21 protein-coding genes are annotated in these 22,379 nt (G+C 68.8%); 3 read left to right on the top strand and 18 right to left on the bottom strand.

What is annotated here, in order from left to right:
- Positions 1–48: 48 nt before the first annotated feature.
- The 3 genes from ETD83_RS11330 to ETD83_RS11320 form a co-directional block, all read right to left on the bottom strand.
- Positions 49–336, bottom strand: coding sequence for a chaplin family protein (locus tag ETD83_RS11330; protein ID WP_138645035.1), 288 nt, complete (start codon positions 334–336; stop codon positions 49–51).
- A gap of 157 nt (positions 337–493) precedes the next feature.
- Positions 494–1,192: a response regulator transcription factor gene (locus ETD83_RS11325; protein ID WP_138645034.1), complete on the bottom strand. Its 699-nt coding sequence runs from the start codon at positions 1,190–1,192 to the stop codon at positions 494–496.
- A gap of 802 nt (positions 1,193–1,994) precedes the next feature.
- Entirely contained in the window at positions 1,995–3,167 is a 1,173-nt protein-coding gene (locus ETD83_RS11320) for a sensor histidine kinase (RefSeq protein WP_138645033.1), read from the bottom strand.
- 149 nt (positions 3,168–3,316) lie between these two features.
- On the opposite strand from ETD83_RS11320, the gene ETD83_RS11315 reads away from it, so the two are divergent.
- Positions 3,317–4,330: an SAM-dependent methyltransferase gene (locus ETD83_RS11315; protein ID WP_329602751.1), complete on the top strand. Its 1,014-nt coding sequence runs from the start codon at positions 3,317–3,319 to the stop codon at positions 4,328–4,330.
- Between the two features lie 67 nt (positions 4,331–4,397).
- Here the strand turns inward: ETD83_RS11315 and ETD83_RS11310 are convergent, their stop codons facing one another.
- From ETD83_RS11310 to ETD83_RS44355, 3 genes are all read right to left on the bottom strand, one after another.
- Complete coding sequence (locus tag ETD83_RS11310; protein ID WP_138645032.1) at positions 4,398–5,606, bottom strand: cytochrome P450; 1,209 nt, start codon at positions 5,604–5,606, stop codon at positions 4,398–4,400.
- 482 nt (positions 5,607–6,088) lie between these two features.
- Complete coding sequence (locus ETD83_RS11305; RefSeq protein ID WP_230420834.1) at positions 6,089–7,231, bottom strand: PH domain-containing protein; 1,143 nt, start codon at positions 7,229–7,231, stop codon at positions 6,089–6,091.
- Between the two features lie 452 nt (positions 7,232–7,683).
- Positions 7,684–8,031, bottom strand: a complete 348-nt coding sequence (locus ETD83_RS44355) for a PH domain-containing protein (protein WP_230420833.1) — start codon at positions 8,029–8,031, stop codon at positions 7,684–7,686.
- A gap of 412 nt (positions 8,032–8,443) precedes the next feature.
- On the opposite strand from ETD83_RS44355, the gene ETD83_RS11295 reads away from it, so the two are divergent.
- A complete protein-coding gene (locus ETD83_RS11295) occupies positions 8,444–9,592 on the top strand; it encodes an NADH-quinone oxidoreductase subunit D (protein WP_138645029.1) in 1,149 nt (382 codons plus the stop codon).
- Between the two features lie 30 nt (positions 9,593–9,622).
- On the opposite strand, the gene ETD83_RS11290 is transcribed toward ETD83_RS11295, so the two are convergent.
- From ETD83_RS11290 to dacB, 11 genes are all read right to left on the bottom strand, one after another.
- On the bottom strand, positions 9,623–10,132 hold the full coding sequence (locus ETD83_RS11290) for a DUF3180 domain-containing protein (RefSeq protein ID WP_138645028.1): 510 nt from the start codon (positions 10,130–10,132) through the stop codon (positions 9,623–9,625).
- On the bottom strand, positions 10,129–10,716 hold the full coding sequence (gene folK, locus ETD83_RS11285; RefSeq protein WP_138645027.1) for a 2-amino-4-hydroxy-6-hydroxymethyldihydropteridine diphosphokinase: 588 nt from the start codon (positions 10,714–10,716) through the stop codon (positions 10,129–10,131). Before folK ends, ETD83_RS11290 begins: the two co-directional genes overlap by 4 nt.
- On the bottom strand, positions 10,713–11,078 hold the full coding sequence (folB, locus tag ETD83_RS11280) for a dihydroneopterin aldolase (protein WP_138645026.1): 366 nt from the start codon (positions 11,076–11,078) through the stop codon (positions 10,713–10,715). Before folB ends, folK begins: the two co-directional genes overlap by 4 nt.
- A complete protein-coding gene (locus tag ETD83_RS11275) occupies positions 11,075–11,512 on the bottom strand; it encodes a nuclear transport factor 2 family protein (RefSeq protein WP_131966285.1) in 438 nt (145 codons plus the stop codon). Before ETD83_RS11275 ends, folB begins: the two co-directional genes overlap by 4 nt.
- Positions 11,509–12,432 carry a dihydropteroate synthase gene (folP, locus tag ETD83_RS11270; RefSeq protein WP_138645025.1) on the bottom strand — a complete coding sequence of 308 codons (924 nt, stop codon included), beginning with the start codon at positions 12,430–12,432 and terminating at the stop codon, positions 11,509–11,511. The genes ETD83_RS11275 and folP overlap by 4 nt, the downstream gene beginning before the upstream one ends.
- Before the next feature lie 152 nt (positions 12,433–12,584).
- A complete protein-coding gene (gene folE, locus ETD83_RS11265) occupies positions 12,585–13,172 on the bottom strand; it encodes a GTP cyclohydrolase I FolE (RefSeq protein ID WP_132178704.1) in 588 nt (195 codons plus the stop codon).
- 191 nt (positions 13,173–13,363) lie between these two features.
- The gene (gene ftsH / locus ETD83_RS11260) at positions 13,364–15,367 is read right to left on the bottom strand and encodes an ATP-dependent zinc metalloprotease FtsH (protein ID WP_138645024.1); all 2,004 of its coding nucleotides are present in this window, start codon (positions 15,365–15,367) and stop codon (positions 13,364–13,366) included.
- 328 nt (positions 15,368–15,695) lie between these two features.
- Complete coding sequence (gene hpt, locus ETD83_RS11255; RefSeq protein ID WP_138645023.1) at positions 15,696–16,256, bottom strand: hypoxanthine phosphoribosyltransferase; 561 nt, start codon at positions 16,254–16,256, stop codon at positions 15,696–15,698.
- Positions 16,257–16,382: 126 nt separating this feature from the next.
- A complete protein-coding gene (tilS, locus tag ETD83_RS11250; protein WP_138645022.1) occupies positions 16,383–17,408 on the bottom strand; it encodes a tRNA lysidine(34) synthetase TilS in 1,026 nt (341 codons plus the stop codon).
- Between the two features lie 110 nt (positions 17,409–17,518).
- Positions 17,519–18,628, bottom strand: coding sequence for a zinc-dependent metalloprotease (locus ETD83_RS11245; RefSeq protein WP_138645040.1), 1,110 nt, complete (start codon positions 18,626–18,628; stop codon positions 17,519–17,521).
- A gap of 144 nt (positions 18,629–18,772) precedes the next feature.
- Entirely contained in the window at positions 18,773–20,044 is a 1,272-nt protein-coding gene (gene dacB / locus ETD83_RS11240) for a D-alanyl-D-alanine carboxypeptidase/D-alanyl-D-alanine endopeptidase (protein ID WP_230420832.1), read from the bottom strand.
- A gap of 264 nt (positions 20,045–20,308) precedes the next feature.
- Here dacB and ETD83_RS11235 point away from each other — a divergent pair, with 264 nt between their 5' ends.
- A complete protein-coding gene (locus tag ETD83_RS11235) occupies positions 20,309–20,800 on the top strand; it encodes an inorganic diphosphatase (RefSeq protein WP_138645020.1) in 492 nt (163 codons plus the stop codon).
- Positions 20,801–21,062: 262 nt separating this feature from the next.
- Here the strand turns inward: ETD83_RS11235 and ETD83_RS11230 are convergent, their stop codons facing one another.
- A complete protein-coding gene (locus ETD83_RS11230; RefSeq protein ID WP_138645019.1) occupies positions 21,063–22,337 on the bottom strand; it encodes a C40 family peptidase in 1,275 nt (424 codons plus the stop codon).
- Between the last annotated feature and the right edge of the window lie 42 nt (positions 22,338–22,379).

Here is a 22,379-nt window from a genome sequence, read left to right as displayed (position 1 = left end):
AATGCGGCGCAGAGGCCGCACCCTTCGGCTCCTGCCAGGATGAAGAGCTCAGTTCTTGACGGACGCACCGCCCTTGCAACCCGCCTGAGCGTGGCCGATGACCGCGATCGCATTGCCGCAGACGTTCACCGGGATCGAGATCGGCGCGATCACCTGGGTGCCGCCCAGGATCGAGAAATTGCCGCTGGTCTTGTTGTGGTTGAACGAGCCGTGACCTTTGCCATGGCCTTTGCCATGGCCGTGACCGTGGCCACCGGCGTACGCGGGCGTCGAGGCCAGGGCGGCGCCGGCGACCGCGAAGCCGAGGATGCCGGTGGCGGCGAGCTTCTTGAACACGAGAGTCCTCCCGTACGTGGGCTTAGCAGGCCCGATCTGACAATTGCCGACGTCGCGCGAAGAGGCGGCGTCGCGTACGGTAGTTACCCAGCTACTCTAAGCTAGATCGAAGTCAATCCCCATGATGAAGGCAAATGGTCATCACGGAGTGACAATCTCACTCCGCGGGCCGGTCTCTTTGGCCGCTTTTGACCAGGCCTGTCTCATAGGCGAAGACGACCGCCTGGACCCGGTCGCGCAGGCCGAGCTTCATCAGGATCCGTCCCATGTGTGTCTTAACGGTGGCCTCCGAGACATAAAGCCGCTCCGCGATCTCCGCGTTCGACATTCCCCGGGCGACGAGCCTGAGCACCTCGCCCTCCCGCTCGGTGAGGCTCTCCAGCGCCCCGCCCGCTTTCTCCTCCGCGTCCGGCAGATGCACCGCGAACCGGTCCAGCAGCCGTTTCGTCGTGCTCGGCGCCACCACCGCGTCTCCCGAGTGCACCGCCTTGATCGCCTCGATCAGCTGCGCCGGTCCCGCGTCCTTCAGCAGGAACCCGCCGGCCCCCGCCTTGATCGCCGCGAACGCGTACTCGTCGAGGTCGAACGTGGTCAGAATGACGACCTTCGGCCCCGACTGAGCCACCACCCTCCGGGTGGCCTCGATCCCGTCCATGCGCGGCATCCGGACGTCCATGAGCACCACGTCCGCCTGCGTCCCGCGCAGCAGTTCGAGCGCCTGCACACCGTCGCCGGCCTCGCCGACGACCTCGATGTCCGGCTGCGCGTCCAGCACCATCGTGAACCCGGCCCGCACCAGTTCCTGGTCGTCGACCAGCACCACGCGGATGGGAGCCACGCCATCAACCTCCGTCATGCACTCTCCCTCTGGGACGACCTAGTCAGTCAGGCGACTCTCGCGCCGTTGATCAGGACGACACTCGCGCCCTCCGCCAGAGGAACGTCCGCGCCATCGGTCAGATGAGACCCGCACATTCGCACAGGGCACGCCTCACGCCTTCGAGCAGAGCAAGACCCGCGCCTCCACACAGGGCGCCCCTCGCGCTTCCGCACAGAGCAAGGCCCGCACTTCCACACAGCGCGCCACTCGTGCTTCCGAACGGGACGAGGCCGCTCCCGCGCAGACAGCACGACCTGGCGCCTCCACGTAGGACGACCCTCATGCCTCCACACAGGTCGAACCCACACCCCGCACACCGAGCAAAGCCCGCACCTCCGTTCGGGGCGGCCCTCACGCCTTCACCCAAGGCGAGACCTGCGCGTTCGCACGGTGCGTGGCCCGCTGGCGCTAAGAGCGACCTTCGCGCCTTCGCACGGGCCGACTCTCACGCCTCCACACGGTGCAAGGCTCGCGTTTCCGCTCAGGGCGACCCTCGTGCCGTCGGTCAGGTAAGGCTCGCGTCGTCGCACAGAGCGACCCTCGTACCGTCGCACAGAGCAAGGCCCGTGCCGTCGCGCAGAGCGAGACTCACGCCGTCCCACAGAGCAAGGCTCGTGCCTTCCTATAGAGCAAGGCCCGTGCCGTCGCGCAGGGCGCGGCCCGTGCCGTCGCGCAGGGCGAGGCCCGTGCCGTCCCATAAAGCGAGGCTCGCGGCGTCGCTTAGGGCGGAGCTCGTGTCTTCGCTCAGGGGGAGGTTTGTGCGCTTGGGCTTGCTCGGTCATGCCGCGCCCACCTCCTCGTGTACCGGGATCCGTGCGACCACCTCGAAGCCGCCTCCGGGGCGCGGCGCCGCCCGGACGCTGCCGCCGTACACGGTGACGCGCTCCCGCATCCCGGCGAGACCATGGCCCCGCCCGTCGTCGGGGGCCGCGGCGCCGCGTCCGTCATCGTCCACGCGGATCTCCAGCGAGTCGCCCGCGTACCGCAGCCGGATCGACACGGCTGCGCGCGGGCCGCCGTGCTTGAGGGTGTTGGTCAGCGCCTCCTGGACGATCCTGAAGACCGTCAGCTGGCGTCCCTCCGACATGACCGCCGGCGTCCCGTCCACCTCGAACGTCACCGGAAGTCCGGACGCACGGACCTGCTCCACCAGCTCGTCGATCTGCGCCACCCCCGGCTGTGGTGCGAACACGCCCACATCGTCGTTCTCGCGCAGGACGCCCAGGAGCCGCCTCATCTCCGCGAGCGCCAGCCGTCCCGTCGAGGAGATCGTGTCAAGGGCCTGCCTGGCAAGTCCCACATCGGTGTCGATGGCGTAGGACGCGCCGTCGGCCTGCACAACGATCACGCTGACGTTGTGCGCCACGACGTCGTGAAGCTCGCGGGCGATACGCGCGCGCTCGGCGGCCATGGCCATCTTGACCTCGTTGTCGCGTTCACGCTCCAGCCGCTCGGCCCGCTCCTCCACCGAGCGCAGATACGCGCGGCGCGTACGCATGTGCAGGCCGAGCAGCCACACACCGGCCACGACCGCCGTCAGCATGACGAACGTGTACTTCCTGTCGGCCGCACCATCCGGGTAACGCCACGTCGCCATGGCCGCACCCACCTCGGTGCTCAGCACCGCCGCCAGCCCCCACCGGAACGAGCAGCCAGCGGCCACCGTGTAGAGGCTCATCAGGACGGCGACGTTCGCCAGCAGGGGGACCACGCTCAGCACGCACTGGACGAACGAGATCAGCGCGACCGCGGCGAAGACCGCGCGCGGGAAGGTGCGGCGCAGGACGAGCGGGGCCGTCAGCACGACCGCCATCAACGCGTACGTCGCCCTGCCGATCCCGTACGAGTCCCCTACCAGCCCGGGGAGGGCGAAGAACAGCACAGGTGCCGCGAAGAACGCGTCGACCAGGGGCTTCCTGCCCCGCAGCCAGTCCCACACCGGCACGACCATGCGGACAGCGTACGTACCCGCAGTTCAGCCTCGGATCAGCCGCAGGTCGGACCCCCGTACGCCTCAAGGATGGCCGGCTGCCTGCGGGCTCGCCGACCGGCCCCCAGGATCGCCGTCCGGACACCGTCGCCCACGGTAACGTCACCCTCGTGGAGGCGTTGGTTACCGAGTGGGTGCCGTGGCGTACCGCGATGGAGCGCGCACTGTACGGAGATGGCGGTTTCTACCGGCGCGGCGAGCGTCCCGCCGAGCACTTCCGCACCTCGGTGCACGCCTCCCCGCGGTTCGCCCTCGCCATCGCACGCCTCCTCGTCGAGGTCGACGCCCTGCTCGGCCGGCCCGGCCGGGTGGACGTCGTCGACATCGGCGCGGGTTCCGGGCGGCTGCTGAGCAACATCCTGGCCTGCGTCCCGTCCGATCTGGCGTCCAGGCTCGCTCCGACCGCGGTGGAGATCGCGCCGCGTCCACCCGACACCCCCTCACAGATCGTCTGGCAAGGCGAGTTGCCGGATCGCATCACCGGTCTCGCCGTAGCGAACGAGTGGCTCGACAATGTGCCCTTGGACGTCGTCGAATGCACCCCTGACGGCGTACGCACAGTGCTGGTCCAACCGTCGACCGGCACCGAGCGTCCTGGGCCCGCACCGTCCGACGAGGACCGTGACTGGCTTGAGGACTGGTGGCCCCTCCACGAACCCGGTGACCGCGCCGAGATCGGCCATCCGCGCTGTGCCGCCTGGGCCTCCGTGGTGGGACGGATCTCGCGGGGGCTCGCGCTGGCGGTGGACTACTCGCATTCTCGCGAGTCGCGTCCCGTGTACGGCACGTTGACCGGCTACCGCGACGGCCTGACCGTCCCCGCCGTCCCGGACGGCTCCTGCGATGTCACCGCCCATGTCGCCCTGGATGCCTGCACCGCCGCCGGAGAACGCGCCGGTGCCACGTCCACCCTCTTGACGACCCAGCGCAACGCCCTGCGGGCTCTCGGCCTCTCCGGCGCTCGCCCGCCCATGGACCTGGCCCACCGCGACCCCCGTTCCTACGTCGCTGCTCTCTGCCACGCGGGTGAAGACGCCGAGCTGACCGACCCGTCCGGTCTAGGTGGCTTCGGCTGGCTCGCTCAGACCATGAACATCCCCCTCCCAACCGTTCTGGGCCCGTAACCACCACGGGCCTGCACACTTTCAACCCTCGGAGGGGCCCGCGCCGGGGCCGGGTGGCGTCCGGCGGTCAGCGTTCCACGTGGAGGGCCTTCAGGCCGCGCAGGACGAAGCCGGGTTTCCATTGCGGTTCGGCCGACAGGCGGAGGTCGGGGACGAGGCCGAGCAGCGCTCCATAGGACTCGGCTAGTTCGATCCGGGCGAGCGGGGCGCCTAGGCAGTAGTGGATGCCGAGCCCGAACGTGATGTGCAGGTTCGGGTCGCGCGACAGGTCGAGCCGGTCGGGATCGGTGAACACCTCAGGGTCGCGGTTGGCGGACGCGAACTGGAGCGCGACCTCGGCCCCGCGCGGAATGGAGACGCCGCCGACGGTGATGTCCTCCAGGACCCACCGCTCGAACATCGGCGCCGGGGTGTCATAGCGCATCAGTTCCTCGACGGCCGTGGGGATGAGGGAAGGGTCGGCCCGGAGTCGTGCCAGTTCGCCGGGATTGCGGAACAGCGCCCACCAGCCGTTGCCGGTCGCGTTGACGGTCGCTTCATGTCCGGCGTTGAGCAGCAGGACGCAGGTGCCGATCAGTTCGTCCTCGGTGAGCCGGTCGCCCTCGTCCATGACGTGGGCGAGGGCGGTGATGAGGTCGTCGCGCGGCTCGTCGCGGCGGGCGCGGGCCAGGCGGCGCAGGTAGTCGGAGAACTCGGAGGCGGCGCGGACGGCCGTCCGCTGGATTTCGTCCGGGGGATTCAGTTCGTACATGCCGCAGATGTCGGCGGACCACGGGCGCAGGAGGTGCCGGTCATCCACGGGGATGCCGAGCATCTCGGCGATCACGTTGACCGGCAGCGGCTCGGCTACTTCGGCGAGGAGGTCGCCGCCGCCCTTCGCCGCCAGTGCCCCGGCCAGCTCCCCGGCGAGGCGTTTGATGGTCGGACGCAGCCCCTCCACCATGCGGGCGGTGAACGCCTTGGACACGAGACGCCTCAGCCGGGTGTGGGTGGGCGGTTCCATGTCGAGCATCCCGGCCCGGACGAGGTCCCAGAACGGTTTGAGGAAGTCGGCCTCCGGCTCCTGACCGAACTCCTCATGGCTCGCGAGGTGGAGATACGTGCGGCCGAGCCGACGGTCCCGCAATAGAGCGTTCACGTCCTCGTATCGGCTGATCACCCACTGGCCGGTGGGTTCGTCGAAGTACACGGGACGGTCGGCGCGGAGGCGCTCGAACGCCGGGTAGGGGTTCGCCACGAACTCCGGGGACCAGGGGTCATAGGCCAAAACACTCATGTCTAACGATGTTCGCATCTCATGCACTTCTCGGCCACACCTTTCCTCCACCGACCACCGTGCATTGACGGCGTCGACGTTCCAAGTGCGCCGATAACGTCGGCAAACGCTCGAAGTCTCGATTGAAAAGGGCCGAGTCGCGCCCATCCGTGGACACACGCCGAGGCGGCATCGCGAGTTGGCTCGTCATCTCCGAGGGCGTTGTAAGCAGTTCGTTCACCAGCGGGAGAGCCATCCTTGTGCGGCGACGCACGGCCCCGAACCTGATGCGACCGTGCCGGTACGGCACGAGCGGGCCTGGGCGTCCATCGACGCCAACGGACAGCCTGTTTGCAACCTGCGTGATCATTCGCTACTCCCCCCGATGATGCCGACGGTGGCGGTCGGCCCGCCCATCCCCCCAGCGGGCGGGCCGACCGGGATCCATGTTCGACGAGCGCGGACGAGCCGGGAAGTAGAACGGGATTCTGTGGATAAGTAGGTCAGCGAGCCCAGCGGGCCGGGTCCCCGCCGGCTCGCCGGGCGGCCAGGGCGCGGCGGGCGGTCGACTCCACGATGGCGCGGGCCTCGCCCAGTTCGCGGTCGGTCGCTGCGACCTGCACCGGGCCGGGGGGCGCGTCGACATGGACGGTGGCCAGCCCGAAGAGGCGCTGGAAGAGATTCATGGTGAGCCGGACGCTCTGCGCGCGCGCATGGGCGATCACGTCGGTGCGACGGCAGGGCCAGCCGTGCCTGGTCACGAAGACGACGTCGTCAGTGCCGGCGCCGTCCGCGCGGTCGATGGCCACTGCCTTGGACGACGCGGGGACGAGAGAGACGGCGTCGACATGGGTTCCGGGGAACACCTGCGAGACGAGATGCATGGCGACGTGCCGGGGCGCCACGGGCAGGAGGGTCGACGACAGCGCCTGGCGCTCGCCCGCGTAACCGGCGACGGTGACCTCGACGCGGGCCCAGCCGAGGGAGCGCCAGATCGCCGGTTCGACGATGCTGACGGCCTGGACGCGTCCCGGAGGGAGCGTCTGCATCCGGGTCTCCAGGAGGCCGTAGCGGAGCCGGATCCCGTCCGGGGACATGGCGACTGTGAAGTTGGCGTACATCACGAGTGGCGCGATCACGGCCCGGATGAGCGCTAGCAGGACGGGGATGGTGACCGCCAGGATGCCGCCCTCTGTGTACATCACGAGAAACAGCAGCGACGCGAAGAAGAGCAGGACCGTCCCAAGGACGGGCAACCGTACGACCAGTGACCCGAGGAGGGCGCCGAACGGGACGCGCCACAGGTGACGTTCAGGGGCCTCGGGTGTGTGGCCGGGTAGTCCGGCCGCGCGTGCCAGAAGTTCGGCACGCAATTGCAGGGCAGAATGCCGCCCCAGGTAGCGGAGCGCAATCTCGCTGTGCGCGCCGCCGGCCAGTTCCACGCGCACTTCGGCAAGGGCGAACACGCGGGTAACCAGAGGACGGACGAGATCGATGGCCTGGATGCGTGAAAGCGGAATTCGGCGCTTGTTCTTGCGGAGCACACCAGTCTCAACGACCAGGTCGTCACCGTCCACACGGAAACGTACGGAAAGCCACGTCCAGAGGCCCGTTCCCACTGCGATCAGCCCCATGGGGATGCTCACGATGAGGAATCTGGCAACCACTTCCGGAGTGAGCGCCAACGTTATGCCGTCCTCCGTCTGGGTCAGCAGCAGAGGAAAGCCGAGGAGGACGAAGTAGATGATGAGGAAAATGAACGCGCGCAGTGGGGCCGTTGCCCAATGAAGCCTGTGCGTCCCCTCGGAGAACCGGATCGGTGGACGAGAGCCCGGCGGCGGTCCGTAGCCATAGGGCGGACGAGGCGGCCCATACGGCTGGCCGGGCGGAGGGCTATGAGGCGGTCGCGGCCCATAGGGCGGGCTGGGACGGCCATGGGGCCCGTGCGGCCCGTAAGGGCCAGGCTGCCCTGACGGGCCGTAGGGCCCAGGCGGACCTGATGGCCCATAGGGGCCGGACTGGCCTGAAGGGCGGTAAGGGCCAGGTTGTCCAGGCAGTCCGTGGGGGCCGGGTTGGCCTGGCGGGCCGTAGGGGCCGCTCATAGGCCCATGCTCCGTTCCTCGCCCTTCTGGGCGAGGCGGTCGCGCAGGAGCGCGGCCTCAGAGGCGGGCAGGCCCGGGATGGTGGCGTCCGTGGCAGCGGCGGCGGTGTGCATCCGGACGGTCGCGATGCCCATCCACCGCTCCAGCAGTCCGGCAGTGACGTCCACGAACTGCATCCGCCCGTAGGGGACGACGATGAGCCGCTTGACGAGAACCCCATGGGTGACGATGAGATCGTCCGCGCGCTCGGCGTAGCCGTAGGCCCGGCGGTCCAGCTCGGCCACCAGCCAGGTGAGGATAGTCCCGAACCCGACCGCGGCGACCCACATGGCGGCCGGGACCATGCCACCGTTCCTCCATACGATGAACCCGCCCACACCACCGATCGGAATCGCCCAGAGAACGGCGGTGAGAAGCCTGTGCAGGGCATGGCGTTTCGAGATGGGGGACCAATGCAGGCCGCCGCCTGCCGCGAAGGCCTGGTCCGCTCTGTAAACGGGCTGCCCGGACGGGCGATTCTGGTCCGGCGAGTAGTGGGCCGGTACCTGGCCTTGACCGGAAGGACCCGGCGGTTGACCACCGTGCCCTGGGCCGGAAGGCGCGGGCGGGTGGGCCGCGCCCTGGGCTCCAGAGTTCGCGGCGGGCTCGAACGGCGGTTCGCCGTGGCTCGCGTTCATTGCCTCCTAGTCAATCGGATAACGAGTACCGCTCGCCATGCGACCATGAAGCGGTGACCGGAGCGGCGGAGACGCGACCATGACCACCGAACGGATCGTCGGGATCGGTGCGGGCGCCAAGGAGCTCGCCACCGAGGACATGACTTTGAACATCGGTCCCCAGCACCCGTCCACGCACGGTGTGCTCCGGCTGAGGCTGACCCTGGACGGCGAACGCATCTCGGCGGCCGAACCCATCATCGGCTACATGCACCGGGGAGCGGAGAAGCTCTTCGAGGTCCGGGACTTCCGGCAGATCGTCGTGCTGGCCAACCGGCACGACTGGCTGTCGGCGTTCTCCAGCGAACTCGGCGTCGTCCTCGCCGCGGAGCGGATGCTGGGAATGGAGGTCCCGGCCCGCGCCGTGTGGGCGAGGACGCTCCTCGCCGAGCTCAACCGGATCCTCAACCATCTGATGTTCCTCGGCTCGTACCCGCTCGAGGTAGGCGCCATCACCCCGATCTTCTACGCGTTCCGTGAGCGTGAGACGTTGCAGCGGGTGATGGAGGAAATCTCCGGTGGGCGCATGCACTACATGTTCAACCGGGTCGGCGGGCTGAAGGAGGAGCTTCCCGCCGGTTGGACTGCGCGCGCGCGGAAGGCGGTGTCCGAGGTCCGTGGCCGAATGGGCGACATCGACGACCTCATCATGGGCAACGAGATCTTCCGGGCCCGGACGAGAGGCGTCGGGGTGCTCACACAGGAACAGATCCTGCAGTACGGCGTATCCGGGCCCATCGCACGCGCGTCGGGTCTGGACTTCGACCTCCGCCGCGACGAACCGTACCTCGCCTACGGGGACCTGGACGTCCGCGTGGTCACCCGTTCGGAGGGCGACTGCCTGGCCCGGTTCGAATGCCTGCTGGACCAGGTCCACGCGTCCCTCGACCTGGCCGACGCGTGCCTCGACCGCCTGGTAGCACTCCCGCCCGGCCCCATCAACCAGCGGCTCCCGAAGGTCTTGAAGGTCCCGGAGGGCCACACCTACGCCTGGACGGAGAACCCGCTCGGCATCAATGGCTACTACCTGGTGTCGCGCGGCGAGAAAACTCCGTGGCGCCTGAAACTGCGGTCCGCGTCGTTCAACAACATCCAGGTCCTGAAGGAGCTGCTGCCCGGCAACCTGGTCGCGGACATGATCGCCATTCTCGGCTCGATGTTCTTCGTCGTCGGCGACATCGACAAGTGACGGCCCGGAGCCTCCTGCGGCCGGGCGAGGTCAGGCGCGGGACGCTCCACGGTTGCGTTCCTCTTCGTCCGGGTCCTTGGGCACGCGGCACGCGTACTCCAGGAAGAACGCGGCGGCGACCAGGACGGCCGCGGCGAGGAACGTCCCGCCGCTGACGAAGAAGTCCTGGCGGGGCGTCGGCTTGTCGAGCGACGACGCGAGGCTGGCGGCGAACCCGGCGAAGATGCCGGCGATGACCGCTGCGGAGTGCGCGCTGGCCTTGCCCAGGGCGGCGAGCCGCGCGACCGCCATCGGCTCCAGCGGTTTGGGCGACGGCCTGCGGCGCTCGTCCGGCCGGCGTCTGCCGTCCGGTCTGCGGCGGAGGCGGCGCAGCACGTTCAGGCCGGTGGAGGCCTCACCGAGCGCCAGCAGCAGCAGGGTGGGGACAGCGGTCCACGGCAGCGGCGGCAGCGACAGGTAGGCGGAACGCAACACCGCCCAGGTGATCATCGCTATGACGACCACGAGGGCGACGAGGAACAGGGGGCGGGACGGTTTCATGCAGGCTGCTGGAGGGCCAGGTCCTCGCGGCGGCGAACGGCCGATGGACCACCCTCCGACTGTTTGGCCTGGGCGAGGTCACCGACGCGTCCGTGCCCGGGGAGCAGGACGTCCGGTTCGATGTCGGCCCACGGAACGAGCACGAACGCCCGCTCGTGCGCGCGCGGGTGCGGAAGCGTCAGATCGGGGTCATCGGACGAGATGTCGCCGAAGACGACGATGTCGATGTCGAGCGTGCGCGGCCCCCAGCGGACCTCGCGTTCCCGCCGCATCGACGTCTCGATGTTCAGTACGCGCTCGAGGAGGTTCTCCGGTGGCAGCCGCGTGTCGGCGATGAGCACGATGTTCAGGAAGTCGCCCTGTTCCGGGAGGGTCTCGCCGGGCGGCGCGTACGGGGTGGTCTCGTACACGGGGGAAAAGGCCACGAAGTTCAGCCCGGGTGCGTCGAACAGCGCGTCCACGGCCTCCTGGATGTTGTCCAGGCGGTCTCCGAGGTTGCTGCCGATCGAGAAGACGACGCGGTGCTCGACCAGCATGTGGCCGCCGGTGGCGGTGCGGTCGGGCATGCGGTCGGACGCTGTCATGGGCGACTCCTCCTGATCTTCACGGCCACGTCCGTGAAGGGGTGCGGCACCGGGGCGCTCGGCTTGTGGACGGTGATCTCCACCTCGGACACCGTCCTATCTTGCAGACATATCGTTGCCAACCGGTCTGCCAAAGTTTCAAGCAGGTTGACGGGTTCTCCCTCGACGGCGGCGACGAGGCGGCCGGCGAGCGTTCCGTAGTCGACGGTACGTGAAAGGTCGTCCCCGGCGGCGGCGGGGCGGGTATCGAGACCGAGGACGGCGTCCACCACGAACTCCTGCCCGAGTTCGCGCTCCGCGGGAAGGCATCCGTGCCGTCCTCGCGCCCTCAGGCCGCGCAGCTCGATGCGGTCGAGACTCATTCTTCCTCTGCATCCGCGACGTTGAGGACAGGGGAACCGTGGTGGAGCAGCAGCCTCCACTCTCCGTCCGCCCGTACGAACACGTTGGTGGCGACGATGCTTCCCCCCGCGAGGAACCCGGCCTCGGTGTCCTCGTCGGCGGTGAGGACGTTCTCCTTGCACGTCACCACCGCGTGGTCACCGTAGACGTCGGTTTCCACGTCGGTGAGCACGAACTGTATGTAGGTCGTGTTGGCCATGATGAGCGCCCAGGAACGCAGCACCTCTTCGCGTCCGCGCAGCATCGTCCAGCCGGGATGGACGCAGGAGACGCCGTCGGCGTACGGGCCGTCCGCCCATACGTCGGACATGCGGTCGAAGTCACCGGCCTCGAACGCCGCATAGAACTCCGCGTGGACCTCGTCCACATCGGCACGGTTCACGGCATGGCTCATGGACGCTGACTCCCGTGGTCGGCGTGATCGTCAGCTACGGCTTGCTCAGGACCGTCTTCATCGGCGGGACGGGCGGCGCGGAACGCGGCCGCCACGCGCACGGCGTCCGCGTTCGGGCGGACGCGGTGGACCCGCACACACCACGCACCGGCGGCGGCGGCCAGCGATGTGACGGCGACGGTGGCGTCGTCGCATTCGAGGAATGGACGACGCGTCCCATCAGGCTCAGCCAGAAGCCTGGTGAGGAAGTTCTTGCGAGACCCCCCGACCAGGACGGGATAGCCGAGTGCGGTGAGAGCGTCCAGATGCGCAAGCAACGACCAGTTGTGCCCGGCCACCGGGTTCTTACCGAAACCGAGCCCTGGGTCGAGCACGATCATCGACGGGTCGACGCCCTCGGCCAGCACCGCGTCGACTCTGCTCAGCAGTTCGTCGCGCACCTCCCGCACCACGTCCTCATAGACGGCGCGCGACTGCATGTCATGGCTGTGACCACGCCAGTGCATCACGACGTAGGGAACGCCTGCCGTGGCGACGACCTGAGGCATCTGCGGATCGGCCAGCCCACCGCTGACGTCGTTCACCAGCCGGGCGCCCACATCGAGGGCCGCCTCCGCCACTTCGGCGCGCATGGTGTCGACACTCACCGGCACGTTCTCGTCGGTGAGCGCCTCTATGACGGGAACCACTCGACGCAGTTCCTCGTCCCTGGACACGCGCTGCGCTCCGGGGCGCGTGGACTCACCGCCGACGTCGACGATGTCGGCGCCCTCCGCGACGAGGTCCAGCCCGTGGGCGACGGCCTTCTCCGGGTCGAACCAGGCCCCGCCGTCCGAGAACGAATCGGGGGTGACGTTGACCACGCCCATGACGAGGCAGCGCCCTGGCGCGGGCAGCCCCGGAACAGTGGCGATGGTCATGGACCCAACCCTATGCCTTGAACTCGCCCGGCCGGGCGGCGCCTCCGCCGCCCGGCTCGCCCGGCAGTCCCCGCCCGAGAACGCCGGAACGGGCCTCAGAGCGACGCTGAGGCCCGTTCACACGTTCGATGCCCCTGGGGCCGGGTGGACGGTCAGTAACGCCCGAGAATCAAGCTCATCGCCTCGGACCGCGTTTCGGCATGATCACGGAAGTCGCCGCGGACCGCCGACGTCACCGTCTTCGCGCCCGGTTTCCGCACGCCGCGCATCGTCATGCACAGGTGCTCGGCCTCGATCACCACGATCGCGCCGCGCGGCTCCAGCACGCTCATCAGCGCGTCTGCCACCTGGCTGGTCAGCCGCTCCTGTACCTGCGGGCGACGCGCGTACACGTCCACCAGGCGTGCCAGCTTCGACAGGCCGGTGATCTGGCCCCTCTTGTTGGGCGTGTAGCCCACGTGAGCCACCCCGTGGAACGGCACCAGGTGATGCTCGCAAACGGAGTACACCTCGATGTCCTTCACCAAGACCATCTCTTCGTGGTCGGCGTCGAACACCGTCGTCAGCGCGTCCTCCGGCTGCTGCCGCAGGCCCGCGAACTGTTCGGCGTACGCGCGCGCCACCCTGGCCGGTGTCTCGCGGAGCCCGTCGCGCTCAGGGTCCTCACCGATCCCGATCAGGATCTCCCGGACGGCCTTCTCGATCCGAGCATGGTCGAACCCTGGCGGCTCCTCCAGGATCCGTGCCTCGCCTTCGACGAACGCACGGCCGGCGTCACGCGCGGCCTTCACCTTCTCCGCCTCACGCGCGGTTTTCTCGCCCGCCGTCCACCGGTCCTGCTCAGTGCCCGCGGACGGGTCACCGGGGGACGATGCCTCGTCCCCCGGTTCGCCGTGCGCCGGTCCTTCGTCCCGCGGATGAGCCAACGCGGTCAGCTTTCGCCCTGGGCCGGGTCAGCGGCCTCCGAAGCGACGCCGCCCTGGCCGTTGTTCTTGGTCAGGTCGGTGACGTCCTGCGGGCCGAGCAGTGCCAGTTCCTTCGGCGTCATGATCGGCGGGCGGTCGGACGGCAGCCGCTTGCCATAGCCGGTGTAGGAGTTCTGGTGCGGCCGCTTCTGGATGGGCTCGAAGATCCGCAGCACCTGCTCCTTGGAGAGGGTCTCCTTCTCCATGAGGTTGACGACGAGCTCGTCCAGGACGTCCCGGTACTCCACGAGGATCTCCCACGCCGTGTCGTGCGCGGCCTCGATGTAGCGGCGGACCTCGTCGTCGATGGCGGACGCGATGTCCTCGGAGTAGTCGCGCTCGTGCCCCATGTCGCGGCCCAGGAAGACCTCACCCTGGCCGGTGCCGAACTTGCGTGCGCCCAGACGCTCGCTCATGCCGTACTCGGTCACCATGTTGCGGGCGATCGAGCTCGCCTTCTCGATGTCGTTGGCGGCGCCTGTCGTCGGCTCGTGGAAGACCAGTTCCTCCGCGGTACGCCCGCCGAGCAGCATGGCGAGCTGGTCGTTCATCTCCGAACGCGTCGTGAGGAACTTGTCCTCCATGGGGAGGGTCATGGTGTAGCCCAGGGCCCGTCCACGCGGAAGGATCGTCACCTTGTGCACGGGGTCGGAGTTCGGCAGCGCGTGCGCCACCAGCGCGTGCCCGCCCTCGTGGTAGGCGATGATCTTCTTTTCCTTCTCCGACATCACGCGGGTCTTGCGCTCCGGCCCGGCCATGACGCGGTCGATGGACTCCTCCAGGGTGTCCATGTCGATCAGCTTGCGGTCGAAGCGCGCGGTGAGCAGCGCGGCCTCGTTGATCACGTTGGCCAGGTCGGCGCCGGTGAAGCCCGGGGTGCGGCGCGCGATGATGTCCAGCTCGACGTCCGGGGCGAACGGCTTGCCGCGGCCGTGCACGCGCAGGATGCCCTTGCGGCCCTCCAGGTCCGGGCGGTCCACGGTGACCTGGCGGTCGAACCGGCCGGGACGCAGCAGCGCCGGGTCGAGGATGTCGGGACGGTTCGTCGCGGCGATCAGGATCACGCCGCCCTTGACGTCGAACCCGTCCATCTCGACCAGCAGCTGGTTCAGGGTCTGCTCGCGCTCGTCGTGGCCGCCGCCGAGGCCCGCGCCGCGGTGCCGGCCGACGGCGTCGATCTCGTCGATGAAGATGATCGAGGGCGCGTTGGTCTTGGCCTGCTCGAACAGGTCGCGGACGCGGGACGCGCCGACGCCGACGAACATCTCGACGAAGTCCGAGCCGGAGATCGAGTAGAAGGGGACGCCGGCCTCACCGGCCACCGCGCGCGCGAGCAGCGTCTTACCGGTGCCGGGCGGGCCGTACAGAAGCACGCCCTTGGGGATTTTGGCGCCGATGGACTGGAACTTCGCCGGGTTCTGCAGGAAGTCCTTGATCTCTTCCAGTTCCTCCAGGGCCTCGTCGGCCCCGGCCACGTCGGCGAAGGTGGTCTTCGGGGTGTCCTTGGTGATGAGCTTGGCCTTGGACTTCCCGAAGTTCATCACCCGGGAGCCGCCGCCCTGCATCTGGTTCATGATGAACAGGAAGATCAGCACGATGACGACGATCGGCAGCAGGCTGAACAGCAGGTTCAGGAAGAAGCTCTGCTTCGGCACGTCGACGTTGTAACCACCGGACAGCTTGCCCGCGTCGGCCTGCTTCTGCAGTTGCTCCTGGAGGCGGAGGCCTTGGCCGTCGACCCAGGAGGCCTGCTGCTGCTTGCCGTTGGTGAGCGTCAGCTCGATCCGCTGGTCCTTGTCAATGATCTTGGCGGACTTGACCTGCCCCGCGTTGATCTCCTGGACGACCTTGGAGGTATCGACCTTCTCGTAGGAACGGCCGGGGTTGACGCCCCACATGACGAGGGCGACCAAGAGGCCGAACAGCAGGATCCACAGCAGCGGCCCGCGAAAGTAGCGCTTCACGTCCATTTATCCGGTTACCCCTCCGGGGCCCGTCCCTCCTGACCAACGAATGTGTACGATCCTCGTCCGTCCCGGGGGACGGACGCCGGGGCGACCAACAAAAAGCGTCCCACGAGCGGCCCGACGCCCGGGGGCTCCGGAGCCGCCGTGACGGCTTCCCTCGTGTGGCACCCCGACCCGAGGGTCCGGGACAACGACGGTACACCGCAGGATGCAGAAGACGCAGCCGACGCCGTTCTCCTGCATCCCTTCCATATACCCGTCAACGACCTTTGCAACGATTCGTCACGGTCCCTTTGTTCCCTGACGCCGCCTGTAGGGCCCCTGGGACGTGCTAGGACCCCCCGCCGTACACGTGCGGGGCGAGTGTGCCGACGAACGGCAGGTTCCGGTACTTCTCCGAGTAGTCGAGCCCGTAGCCGATGACGAACTCGTTCGGGATGTCGAACCCCACGTACCGGACCTCGACTTCGGTCCGGACCGCCTCCGGCTTGCGCAGCAGCGCGCAGATCTCCAGCGACGCGGGGTCACGCGAGCGCAGGTTGCTCACCAGCCAGGACAGGGTCAGGCCCGAGTCGACGATGTCCTCGACGATCAGGACGTGCCGGTCGAGGATGTCGGTGTCGAGGTCCTTGAGGATGCGCACGACGCCTGACGACTTCGTCCCCGAGCCGTACGACGACACGGCCATCCAGTCCATCGAGGCGGGCGAGTGCAGGGCCCGCGCCAGATCGGCCATGATCATGACGGCGCCCTTGAGGACCCCGACGAGGAGCAGATCCCTGCCCGCGTAGTCGGCGTCGATCTGCCCGGCGAGCTCCTGCACCTTGGCCTGCAGGTCGGCCTCCGGGATGAGCACCTTCGCCAGGTCCGTGCCCAGGTCCTTCTCGTCCACTACCCCACCCTCATCGCTCTGACCTCGCCCGTCCTGAGGGACGGACATCGCCGCGCGCCGTTTTCGCCGTCCACGCAACGGACGCGCCGTGCGACGTTCATGTGACGATTCGCACACGGCGCGATGTCAAACCGGGCCGAACAGCAGCCTCCCATACCGCCGAACGGCTCGAAGCCCCCCGGGCAGATCCACGTGCCGCTGGCCGTGCCAGGCCGTGACCAGCCGATCGACTGCATCGACATGGACGGCCGCGAGCGTACCCGGTGGGCTTCCCGCCTTGACCGCCGCCATCCGCATTACACGTGTACGGACGGCTCTGGGCAGGTCTTCGAGCCCTTCCAGGCGGAGCGCTACGGAGTGGCCGTCTTCGGGGGACTCAAATTCGTCGTAGGCCCGGGCGGCCAGTTCGTCGAGGGCGTCCGCGTCATCGCGCAGCATCTTCGCCGTGCGCGCCAGGGCTTCGGTCACGCCGGGGCCCAGAGCCTTCTCCAGGGCAGGCAGAGCCTCATGGCGTACACGCACGCGCGCGTAGGCGGGGTCGACGTTGTGGGGGTCGTCCCAAGGTTCGAGTCCCATCGCCTCACACGCCCTGCGCGTCGTCCCGCGGTCGAGCTCGAGCAAGGGCCTCAGATAGCGGACGGTCCGCTCCTCCCCGCCATCACCTGTGGCGACAGGGCGGGTGAACGCGGCCGGCATGCCGGACAGCGATCGCGCTCCCGAACCACGCGCCAAACCCAGCAGGACGGTCTCGGCCTGGTCATCCTGCGTATGCCCGAGCAGGACGGCCGCAGCGCCCAGCCGGTCAGCGGCCTTGTCGAGCGCTCTGTAGCGGGCGTCGCGGGCCGCGTTCTCCGGTCCGCCCGGTCCATCGACCGTGACCGCGATAGATCCGGAGGGGTCCAGGCCAAGGTCCGCCATGGTCCGGACGACGCCGTCAGCGCGCTCTGCAGAGCCGTCCTGGAGGCCGTGGTCGATCGTGACACCGGCGGCCAGGCGTCCCGCTCTGGGCGCCTCAAAGGCCACTGCAGCGGCGAGCGCGAGGGAGTCGGCACCGCCGCTGCACGCGGCGACCACCACCGCGTCCTTGGGAAGGTCGGCCAGGACGCGCCTCACTGCGACACGTACCGCCGCCACTGCCGGATCAGGCCCCATGTGAAACCTCTACCACCACGCGGCGTGCCGCGCCCGGCCGCGCCCGCAGGAGTTCCCCGGGCCAGGCCGCCGCCTAAGCCAGGGCGCCGTTCGACTCGGTTCTCGTACGGTCAGGCTTCGTTCGCCTTAGGCGGCGCGTCGAGGGCGCGTGGGCCGATGACGCGGTCCATCCACAGGGTCGGTTCCTTGATCTCGTCGTGCGTGGGCAGCGTCTCCGGGGACTGCCACACCTGGTTGAACCCGCTCATGCCGACCTCGGTGACGACCCGCCGGACGAACCGCGAACCTTCCGCGTACTGCTTCATCTTCAGGTCGATACCGAGAAGGCGCCGGATCGTCTTGTCGAGCTTGGAGCCGCCGTCCCGCCGCCCCTGGAAGCGGGACCGGATCTGCTGTACCGACGGCACGACCTCTGGGCCGACGGCGTCCATGACGTAGTCGCCGTGCCCTTCGACCAGCGTCATCACCGCGGTGAGACGGTCGAGGATGGCGCGCTGCTCCGGGCTCTGGATCGCGTCGATGAGGTTGGCGTCGCCGCCGCGCACGGCGTCCGCGACTGCTTCGGCAGCGTCGCGGATGCGGTCCAGCATGACGCCCGGGTCGAGGTCGGAGGCGAGCAGGAACTGGGTCATCTGGTCCTGCACGTATTCGCGCAGCCACGGAACACCGGTGAACTGGGCGCGATGCGTCTCCTCGTGCAGGCAGACCCATAGTCGGAAGTCATGCGCCTCCACAGCGAGTTCCTGCTCGACGTGCACGATGTTGGGCGCGACCAGTGTCAGCCGTCCTGTCGGGGCACGTCCGGACGGGTCGGGTGGCAGGAACAGCTCGTACTGGCCGAGGACACGGCTGGCCATGTAGGCGAGGATCGCGCCGACCTGCATGCCGGTGACGCGGGAGCCCACGGCCTGGACGACGACGTTGCCCGCGCCGCCGAGCGCTCCGGGCCCGCGCCGCTCGGACATCTGCTCCATGAGCGGTTCGAGCACCACGCGGAAACCGTCGACGTTGGCCCGGATCCAACCGGGCCTGTCCACGATCGTCGCCGGGTCCGGATCGAGCTCGGAGGCCATGCCGGTGAAGTCCCGGACATGCCCGTGGGCGATCTTCGACAGCGCGCGCAGCTCCGCCACGACCTCGCGGGCCTCGGCATGGCTGACCTGCGGCCCCGGCCTGACGAGCCGGGTCCCGGCCTGGACCGCCACGTTCCAGTCGATCATTGAGGCGCTCATGTACTCCACCGTACGTTTCGGACGCGGCGCCGGAGCGCCCTGCACAGTCGTTCAACGAACAACCGTTCTGGTTATCTCCCGTACGGCCCCGCCCACACACCACCGCAAACCACCAGGTGCCTGTCAGAGCGGTCAACCACAGCCGCAGGCCGCAATGGCAGCCGCCAGCTGGTCCAGCTTTCCCGGATCGACCGGTCCCTTGCCGTCTCCCGCCATGAACGCGAAGGCGAGCAGCCGGCCGTCGACGTCGTACGCAAGCCCCGCAAGCGCGCTGACGCCCGCCAGCGTGCCCGTCTTGGCGCGGACCATGCCCGCGCCTGCCCGGCTGGCCGCGACGGTGTAGCGCGGCGGGCTCAGCGTGCCGGAAAAGCCGGCGATCGGCAGGCCGGTGACGACAGAACGGAGCTCTGGGTTCTTCTCGCCTGCGGCGATCGAGACAAGGTGGGCCAGTGCGATAGGCGAGATGCGGTTACGCGTGGACAACCCGCTGCCGTCGTTGACCAGAACCCCCTGCGCGACGCCGAGCCTGGCGAGTACCTGCTGGACGGTCTGCGCAGCGTCCGCGAACGTCGCCGGGCGGCCCAGCTTCATGGCGACCTGCCTGGCCACCGCCTCAGCCACGTCGTTGTCGCTATCGGTCAGCAAATGCTCCACCAGCGCGGACATCGGCGGTGACTGGACGGCACCGAGCCGCTGCGCCCCCTTCTGCGCGACGATGCTGCGCCCCGCCTTCGCGCTGACCCCGTACTTGGAAAGCAACCGGGCGAACTGCTTCGCGGCAGCGGCCGCTGGATCGGGGACCCGCGTCTTCTTGGACGGGTCAGATGGAGCCACGCGTCCTTCGTCAACCGCCAATGCAGTGACCGGCGCGACCTCTCCGTCAGGCACGTAGTTGGGCTTCCACCCCGCTGCTGTACGTGGCCCCTGGTAGGCGGACGTGTCGTAGTCCACGCGCACGCGTTCCGCACCGGACGTCTTCAGCGCGGTGGCCGTCTGCCTGGCCAGGTCCGCGAGGGACGCATACGGCGGATGGCTCGCGTCAGGACGCGCAGGAAGGGCCGTCAATGTCGGGTCCCCGCCACCGACCAGTACGATCCCGCCACCGGCACCCCGCACGACCTGCGTGGTGATCCTGTGCGCGGGCCCGACAGATGCCAGTGCCGCCACCGACGTCACCAGTTTCGTGGTCGAGGCCGGTGTCGCGGGCCGGTCGGCGCGCCACTCGAACAGTGACCGGCGGGTCGCCACGTCGATGACCACGGCGTTCATCTTCGCGCTCGGACCGCCGATCAGCGCGGAGAGCCGTCCCGCCAGGACGGACGCGTTCGGCGGCCGGCCGTCCGTGAGCTCGGCCGCAGGGAACGCCGCCGACACGGGCGCCCGCACGAGGTCACGAACGGCCACGCTGGGCGGCTGCGCGGTGAGACGCCGGTCAGGTGTGAGTTTCACCACTGCAGACCCAGCGGCGACAGCGAAAACGTTAAGGAGGCACAGCGACAGGACTGCGAGGGCACCGGCCCGTCCAGGCACGTGACCGTCCCTCTCCCACTCAGCACTCACCAACGTGCGACATCCTTATATAAGGGAAACACTCACCTGTGGGGACGGCCTCGCCCACGGGCTCCCGAAAGACTATTCACTGCGCGCGCGCAGGGAGCGGAGGACATCTTGGATTTCGACGTCACCATTGAGATCCCGAAGGGCCAGCGGAACAAGTACGAGGTGGACCACGAGACCGGGCGCATCCGGCTCGACCGGATGCTGTTCACCTCGACGCAGTACCCGGCCGACTACGGGTTCATCGAACACACCCTCGGCGAGGACGGCGATCCCCTGGACGCACTGGTGCTGCTGCAGGAGCCGACGTTCCCCGGCTGCCTCATCCGCTGCCGCGCGGTGGGCATGTTCCGGATGACCGACGAGGCCGGTGGCGACGACAAGGTCCTGTGCGTGCCCGCGACCGACCCCCGCATGGAGCACCTGCGCGACATCCACCACGTCGCCGAGTTCGACCGGTTGGAGATCCAGCACTTCTTCGAGGTCTACAAGGACCTGGAGCCCGGCAAGTCCGTCGAGGGCGCCAGCTGGGTCGGACGCGTCGAGGCCGAACAGGAGATCGAGCGTTCCCTCAAGCGCGAGGCGGATCGGGGCGGCCACTGAGCGCGGCCCCCACCGGCCGCCAGGCCGCCTCCTGCGCATAGACCGACCCGGCTGCGCCAAGCCGCACGTGGTCAACGGTGCCGAACCGCTCCCGCGCCGATGTGACACGAATGCGAAGAACCCTTCCGCACGGAATCCCCTGCGGAAGGGTTCTCGTCTTCCATCGCACCCCAGTCCAGCAACCAGGCGCTCGGTCCCGGTAGCCCTACACGTGGTCTCGGCCGGCGCTGCGCGGTGGCTCGGTCAGCGACGTGCCCACGGCTCAGAGGGCGGGACGGGTCGCGCCGATCAAGTCGCCTCGGTGGATTCCCGATATGCGCACCCTTGCACCGGTGTAGGGCGCCTCGACCATCCGACCCTTGCCGACGTAGATGCCCACATGGTGGATGGTGGCGGGATCGGACGTGTCGGTCGCGAAGAAGACGAGGTCACCGGGGAGCAGCTCGTCGATGGGAACGTGGGGCCCGGACGTCCACTGTGTACCCGTCCAGTGGTCGAGCCGTACACCGGCTTTGTGCCACGCGTACATTGCCAAGCCGGAGCAGTCGAAGCCGACTGTTCCCGCTCCCTGTGCCACGCCGTAGCTCGGACCGTCCACAGTGCCCCCGCCCCACGAGTACGGGGTACCGAGCCACTTGAGTGCCGCTCGCACCACGATGACACCACGGGCCGCCGTCGTGGGCCCGCCCGCGACGGGCCGTTGTGAACCGGTGAATTCGGAACGAATCTTGCGTGTCTCTACCTTTTCCAACGCCCGTTCCCGCGCGCGCTTGACCCGGGCCGCGTGAGCCTGAGCGCTTCCAAGACGGCGCTCAAGACGGCGCTTCTCTGCCTCGATGCGCTGCACGGACGCTTGCTGCTTGGCCACTGCGTCCTGCGCGGCTTGCCTGGCCTCGTCGGCACGTTTCGTCGCGGTGCTTTGCTCGGCGAACGCCGCCTGCGCCTGGCGGCGGAACACGTCGGCGACGTTCCTGGACGCTTCCACCCGGTCGAGCATTGCGGCCCGTCGTTCGGCGAGCAGCTCGACCATCGCGGCGCGATCCATGGAGCCTTGGGGGCCACCGTTGCCGGCAAGCGCCAATGGCATCTGGTTGTAGCCGGTGTTGCTGCGGTAGGCCTGCGCAGCGAACGACGCCAGTTCGGCGCGTGTCCCCTCTAATCTTCGGTTGGCCTCGCCCAGTCGCGCCTGGGTGTCCCTGTACGCCTGCTGCGACCGTTGCAGTTTGAGCCGCTCTCCGTTGTAGCGCTCTATCGCGGCCTCCGCGGCGACGGCGAGCCGGTCCAGTTCGCCGTCGGCCTGCGCGAGCATGGCTTTCGTCCGTCCGACTTCGGCTGCCCTTGCCCTGACCCGGTCCTCGCTTCGTTCAACGTCGCGAGCGCTGGGACCCGGGTCGGCGGCGGTGGGCCGGGCGGACGCCGTCGGCGCCTGCATGCTCATTCCGAGCGCGAGGGTCGCGGAGAAGGCGATCAGCGGCAGCGCCGCACCGCGGAAGGGGGACGGAATCGCGCGACGGGCCTTTGCTACGCCAGATGCCATGCGCACGTCCTGCCCCTGACATGTATTGCTTAGCGCAAACAA

Source organism: Actinomadura soli (assembly GCF_005889715.1).
GTDB classification, from domain to species: Bacteria; Actinomycetota; Actinomycetes; order Streptosporangiales; family Streptosporangiaceae; genus Spirillospora; species Spirillospora soli.
The sequence above is the reverse complement of the archived record's forward strand: the minus strand, read 5'-3'. Positions and strand labels throughout refer to the sequence as shown.

Coding starts and splice junctions, on each gene's coding strand:
- ETD83_RS44355 (WP_230420833.1), bottom strand. CDS start 8,031: ATGGTCCCGGCCGCCATGTGGGTCGCCGCGGTCGGGTTCGGGACTATC.
- folB (WP_138645026.1), bottom strand. CDS start 11,078: ATGAGTCTCGACCGCATCGAGCTGCGCGGCCTGAGGGCGCGAGGACGG.
- ETD83_RS11275 (WP_131966285.1), bottom strand. CDS start 11,512: ATGAGCCATGCCGTGAACCGTGCCGATGTGGACGAGGTCCACGCGGAG.
- ETD83_RS11295 (WP_138645029.1), top strand. CDS start 8,444: ATGACCACCGAACGGATCGTCGGGATCGGTGCGGGCGCCAAGGAGCTC.
- folK (WP_138645027.1), bottom strand. CDS start 10,716: ATGACAGCGTCCGACCGCATGCCCGACCGCACCGCCACCGGCGGCCAC.
- ETD83_RS11245 (WP_138645040.1), bottom strand. CDS start 18,628: ATGATCGACTGGAACGTGGCGGTCCAGGCCGGGACCCGGCTCGTCAGG.
- tilS (WP_138645022.1), bottom strand. CDS start 17,408: ATGGGGCCTGATCCGGCAGTGGCGGCGGTACGTGTCGCAGTGAGGCGC.
- ftsH (WP_138645024.1), bottom strand. CDS start 15,367: ATGGACGTGAAGCGCTACTTTCGCGGGCCGCTGCTGTGGATCCTGCTG.
- folP (WP_138645025.1), bottom strand. CDS start 12,432: ATGACCATCGCCACTGTTCCGGGGCTGCCCGCGCCAGGGCGCTGCCTC.
- ETD83_RS11325 (WP_138645034.1), bottom strand. CDS start 1,192: ATGACGGAGGTTGATGGCGTGGCTCCCATCCGCGTGGTGCTGGTCGAC.
- ETD83_RS11290 (WP_138645028.1), bottom strand. CDS start 10,132: ATGAAACCGTCCCGCCCCCTGTTCCTCGTCGCCCTCGTGGTCGTCATA.
- ETD83_RS11230 (WP_138645019.1), bottom strand. CDS start 22,337: ATGGCATCTGGCGTAGCAAAGGCCCGTCGCGCGATTCCGTCCCCCTTC.
- ETD83_RS11320 (WP_138645033.1), bottom strand. CDS start 3,167: ATGGTCGTGCCGGTGTGGGACTGGCTGCGGGGCAGGAAGCCCCTGGTC.
- ETD83_RS11310 (WP_138645032.1), bottom strand. CDS start 5,606: ATGAGTGTTTTGGCCTATGACCCCTGGTCCCCGGAGTTCGTGGCGAAC.